Raw genomic sequence first — 4,913 nt, forward strand, 5'->3', positions numbered from 1 at the left:
CACTTCCTTATCCTGTTCTGCTGCCGTCTGCGCCTTCACCCGGCCGTCAGATTGGCCTGAGACCGTATCGCGGACCTGGGCCTGCGCCATTAAAACAGCGAAACTGATAAAAAGAGTAAGTATAAATTGTTTCATATAAAATTCGGGTCTAAATACGAGGTATGTATTGCAAAAGTCGTTCCATATTTTAAACGTTCGGAATCGTAATTTGTTCTTGTATTATACGCCACAAAATGGATGCATTCACTAAATTTTCATAATTTTTTTTGGACTATAAAAATATAGACTATTCTTGATAGATGTGGCCATAATCGGGGGCGGACTTGCCGGATTAACCAGTGCGATCGCATTGGCCGCAAAAGGCCTGTCCGTCGTGCTCCTTGAGAAAAAGTCCTACCCCTTTCACAAGGTATGCGGCGAGTATGTTTCGAATGAAGTGCTGCCCTACCTGAAAACCATCGGGGCCGATCCTGCTTCGCTCCTTCCTGCTACGCTGACCCGTTTTCAACTCTCCTCTCCTTCCGGCAACCTACTCGAGTCGCCCCTGGACCTGGGAGGCTTCGGCATCAGCCGCTATACCTTCGACCACTTCCTCTACCAGCAGGCGCTGAAACAGGGAGCAGATGTAAAATTACATAACAATGTGCAGGAGGTAAGGTTTGAGGGTGACAAATTTTCTCTGAAGCTATCAAGTGGCGAGACACTGGAGGCTACCCTCGTGCTGGGTGCCTATGGCAAGCGCAGCCCCCTGGACCGCCAGCTGAACCGTTCCTTCTTCCGGGCACGCTCTCCCTACATCGGCGTAAAATACCACCTGCGCCTCGACATGCCCACCGACCTGATCGCCCTGCACAACTTCCGGGATGGTTACGCCGGCATATCTGCCATTGAGGACGGCCGCTATTGTTTCTGTTACCTTACCACCCGCCAGAACCTGCGGCAGCACGGGACGATACCGGCCATGGAAAAAGCGATCCTCTATCAGAACCCGCACCTGCGGCAGATCTTTGGGGAGGCGGAGTTTTTGTATGCGCAACCGGAGGTGATCAATGAGATTTCCTTTGCAACCAAGACCTGTATCGAAAATCACATGCTGATGTGCGGCGATGCAGCCGGCATGATCACGCCCCTCTGCGGCAATGGCATGGCCATGGCCATCCATTCAGGTAGGATCGCTACCGAGCAGGTCCTGCATTACTTCGGGCAAGGGCGCGACAGGAAGCAACTGGAGTCAAACTATACCTACGCCTGGGAAAATCAGTTCAGGCGCAGGCTGCAGGTAGGGCGGGCGGTGCAACATCTTTTCGGCCATCCGCTGCTTTCCGAAGCGACTGTCAGCGCCTTAAAACACGTCCCGGCAGCGGTACGGTTCATCATGCGCCAAACGCATGGCCAGCCCTTCTAAGTCATTTCTGTCTGCCAACATCTTAACAGCGGCAGCTTCCGTACTTAGAGCATGCTTTTGCATATGTGCACTATTTTCGGGTACACTATGAACATAAAGCGCTGACGCCTGTTCCCGGTGTAGCCCTGGCCTGCTTTACAGGTATGCAGCGGTCCTGAGACAGGTATAGGTACTCAAAGCAGCAACACGCTAACACCACACCACGGAATATGAAAAGCTACATATGCGGCATAGGCACGGCTAACCCGCCACACAAGATCCCGCAGATGCAGGTGGCAGACTTTATGGCAGCAGCGCTGAGCCTCGATGCGCAGGGTAGCCGCAAACTCAAGGCGTTGTACCGGGTGTCGGGCATTGCCCAGCGCTTTAGCGTGCTCGAAGATTATACCCGCCAGAACGGGGACTATACCTTTTACCCCAACACCCCCGACCTGGAGCCTTTCCCGACGGTGCAGCAGCGCATGGAAGTATACCGCAAACATGCCGTGGACTTGTCGGAACAGGCGGTGCGCAACTGCCTCGGGCAGCTCAGCGGCGTGCAGCTGCAGGACCTGACGCACCTGATCACAGTGAGTTGCACCGGCATGTATGCCCCCGGCCTGGACATAGAGTTAGTGGAGCGGCTGGAGCTGAACACCTGTGTGCAACGAACGGCTGTTAACTTCATGGGCTGCTATGCCGCCTTCAATGCCATCAAGCTGGCCGATTCGATCTGCAAAGCAGACCCGGAGGCACGCGTGATGCTGGTATGCACCGAGATCTGCACGATCCATTTCCAGAAGCACGCCGAGCAGGACCACATTGTATCGAATGCGCTGTTTGGCGACGGGGCAGCAGCGGTGCTGATGCAGGGCAAGCCCTGCCAGGAGGTGAGCCTGGAGCTGCAGTCTTTCCATTGCGACCTGGCTCCAGCCGGCAAGCGCGAAATGGCCTGGCACATTGGCGACACCGGTTTCGAAATGACGCTCTCCTCCTACGTGCCCGACCTGATCAAAAGTGGCATACGGCAACTGACCGAGCGGCTGCTGCAGGGGCTCAAAACCACCGTCTCGGAAATCAAGCTGTTTGCCATACACCCAGGAGGAAGACGCATCCTCGAAGTCATTGAGCAGGAACTGGGTATGAGCCGCAACGACAACCGCTTTGCCTACCAGGTGCTGCACAAGTTCGGGAATATGTCTTCGGCTACCGTGCTTTTTGTGCTCAGGGACCTGATGGAGAGCCTGACGACACAGGAACAAAACGAACCGGTGCTGAGCTTTGCCTTCGGTCCCGGCCTGACACTGGAATCCATGCTGCTAAAAGTACACTATGCTGAAGCAACGGTCGTATGAACCTGAACTGATGGACGACCTCACGCTTTCGGGAGAGGAACTGCGCCGCAACCTGGAAGAACTAGAGGTGATCAACCACTGGCTGGGCGGGTATAAGGTGGTGCTGGATGCCCTGGAAGGCCTGCTGGAGAAGTATACCGGCCCTCCCCTGCACATCGCCGACATTGGCTGTGGCGGCGGCGACACCTTACGCAGCATAGCCAAATGGGCCCGCCGAAAAAAAATGAACCTCCGGCTGACAGGTATAGACGCCAATGATTTTATGGTGCAGTATGCCCGCCAGCGCTGCGGCGGCTTCCCGGAGATCTCCATAGCCCAGCACGATGTCTTTTCGGATAACTTTCAGAAGCAATCGTACGATATCGTCGTCTGCAGCCTCTTCTGCCACCACTTCACCAATGAGCAACTGGTGGCTATGTTCCGGCAACTGCACCGCCAGGCAGGTATGGCCGTCATTATCAACGACCTCCACCGCCACTGGTTTGCCTACTATTCTATTAAATACATAACGGCTGCCTTTTCGGGATCACGGCTGGTCAAAAATGACGCCCCGCTATCGGTACGGCGCGCTTTCAGGCGCGAAGAACTGCAGCTGCTGTTGCAGCAGGCAGGTGTTGCCAACTATAGCCTGCGCTGGATGTGGGCCTTCCGCTGGCAGCTGCTTTTGAAAAAAGCCTAACTATTCGTATCTTGACTTAGTATAAATTACTGCTGACAGCTGACAAACGAGCCGGCCTGCTATACGCTATATGCTTATCAGGAGCTCTGTTGCGACATTTGTACCCTCGCATGGCATGATAAACTACTACATGAGTTCCTGTTTTTACGGTTCCCGGTTGTACCTCAACCGGTCGTTTACTTTTTATTAAGGCTCGCTCACTTAAAGTCCGGCCTGCCTTTATCTAAACTGATACCATGAATAAAAGCGCGTTAAACTTCTGGATACTTTTCATTGTCTCTCTCGTTATCTCCATCCTGGTCATCTCTATTTTTGTTAAAGTGCTGAAGGCGGCCCTGTTCGTGATCCTGGTGCTTGTTCTGGCCCCGATCATCTACATTCTGCTCAGGCTGGTTTTGCCCGGCAGCAAAGCCAAGAGCGAGGGAGACAAGCTCAAGACCAGGCACTAACCTGGTTGTAAGAATTTAGAAGAAGAGGTGCTGCGCCAGCCGGAACGTGTTGGCGTGTGCTTCCACGATGTGGGCGATCTGCGTGGAATAGCCTCCGCCCATACTCACGGTGACCGGCAGCTTATTTTTGACGCAGGCCTCCAGCACGAGCCTGTCCCGCTCCCGGCAACCTGCTATGGTCATCCCCAGCTTCCCCAACTTATCGGTCGCCAGCACATCCACCCCCGACTGAAAAAACACAAACTCCGGTTCCTGCTCCTCCAGAAGCCGCGGCAAGTGTTCCCGCAGCAGCTTCAGATACGTTTTGTCGTCCGTGCCCTCGGCCAGCGGCAGGTCCAGGTCTGATTTTTCTTTGTGGAAAGGATAGTTGTGGCCGCCATGCATACTGAAGGTGAATACCCGCGGCTCCTCCTGAAAAATCTGGGCGGTGCCATTGCCCTGGTGCACATCCAGGTCCACGACCAGCACCTTGTTTATACCTTTGTACTTGAGCAGGTGGTTGGCCGCGATTGCGATGTCGTTGAGCAGGCAGAAGCCTTCGCCCCGGTCTGTGAAAGCGTGATGGGTACCGCCGGCAATGTTCATCCCGATCCCATACTCCAGCGCAAACAGGGCGGCCTGCACCGTACCGTTCATGATCACAACTTCCCGGTTTACGAGCTCCTCCGAAAGCGGAAAACCTGTCCTGCGTATCTCGGCAGGGCTGAGCGCCAGGTTGCGGAGGCGCTGCCAGTAGGTGCTGGCATGGGTATCCAGGATGTATTGTTCCTCCAGCGGCTGCGGCTCAAAAAGATTTTGCTCCGTGATGGTGCCTTCATAGAGCAGTTGCTCCGGCAGCAGATCATACTTGACCATCGGGAAACGGTGTCCTTCGGGCAAGGCGTGCGCAAATTTCTCTGACCAGGCAATTTTCAACATAGCACAAAATTAACAAGAATACGGCAGTCCTGGTTTACGCGCCGGCGGTTTTATAACTGTTACGGAACGGTTCCTTTTCTGTGCAATTTTAAAGCGGTGCATGGCCGCATACCTGACTACCCACAAAG

Annotated in this window: 5 protein-coding genes; 4 read left to right on the forward strand and 1 reads right to left on the reverse strand. The window is 54.3% G+C overall.

Annotated features, from left to right (window positions below; translation table 11 throughout):
- The first annotated feature begins 292 nt into the window (after positions 1-292).
- The 4 genes from OB13_RS17690 (at position 293) to OB13_RS17705 (ending at position 3,867) form a co-directional block, all read left to right on the forward strand.
- The gene (locus OB13_RS17690; RefSeq protein WP_461491512.1) at positions 293-1,405 is read left to right on the forward strand and encodes an NAD(P)/FAD-dependent oxidoreductase; all 1,113 of its coding nucleotides are present in this window, start codon (positions 293-295) and stop codon (positions 1,403-1,405) included.
- 209 nt (positions 1,406-1,614) lie between these two features.
- The gene (locus tag OB13_RS17695; protein ID WP_461491513.1) at positions 1,615-2,739 is read left to right on the forward strand and encodes a type III polyketide synthase; all 1,125 of its coding nucleotides are present in this window, start codon (positions 1,615-1,617) and stop codon (positions 2,737-2,739) included.
- Positions 2,717-3,418, forward strand: a complete 702-nt coding sequence (locus OB13_RS17700) for a methyltransferase domain-containing protein (protein ID WP_461491514.1) — start codon at positions 2,717-2,719, stop codon at positions 3,416-3,418. Before OB13_RS17695 ends, OB13_RS17700 begins: the two co-directional genes overlap by 23 nt.
- A gap of 236 nt (positions 3,419-3,654) precedes the next feature.
- Entirely contained in the window at positions 3,655-3,867 is a 213-nt protein-coding gene (locus OB13_RS17705; RefSeq protein WP_461491515.1) for a hypothetical protein, read from the forward strand.
- Positions 3,868-3,882: 15 nt separating this feature from the next.
- On the opposite strand, the gene OB13_RS17710 is transcribed toward OB13_RS17705, so the two are convergent.
- A complete protein-coding gene (locus OB13_RS17710; RefSeq protein ID WP_461491516.1) occupies positions 3,883-4,785 on the reverse strand; it encodes a histone deacetylase family protein in 903 nt (300 codons plus the stop codon).
- Between the last annotated feature and the right edge of the window lie 128 nt (positions 4,786-4,913).

The organism is Pontibacter sp. HJ8 (assembly GCF_054824225.1).

What these genes read in the sequence shown, in the direction of transcription:
- OB13_RS17695 (WP_461491513.1), top strand. Translation starts at nt 1,615, where the DNA reads ATGAAAAGCTACATATGCGGCATAGGCACGGCTAACCCGCCACACAAG.
- OB13_RS17710 (WP_461491516.1), bottom strand. Translation starts at nt 4,785, where the DNA reads ATGTTGAAAATTGCCTGGTCAGAGAAATTTGCGCACGCCTTGCCCGAA.
- OB13_RS17705 (WP_461491515.1), top strand. Translation starts at nt 3,655, where the DNA reads ATGAATAAAAGCGCGTTAAACTTCTGGATACTTTTCATTGTCTCTCTC.
- OB13_RS17700 (WP_461491514.1), top strand. Translation starts at nt 2,717, where the DNA reads ATGCTGAAGCAACGGTCGTATGAACCTGAACTGATGGACGACCTCACG.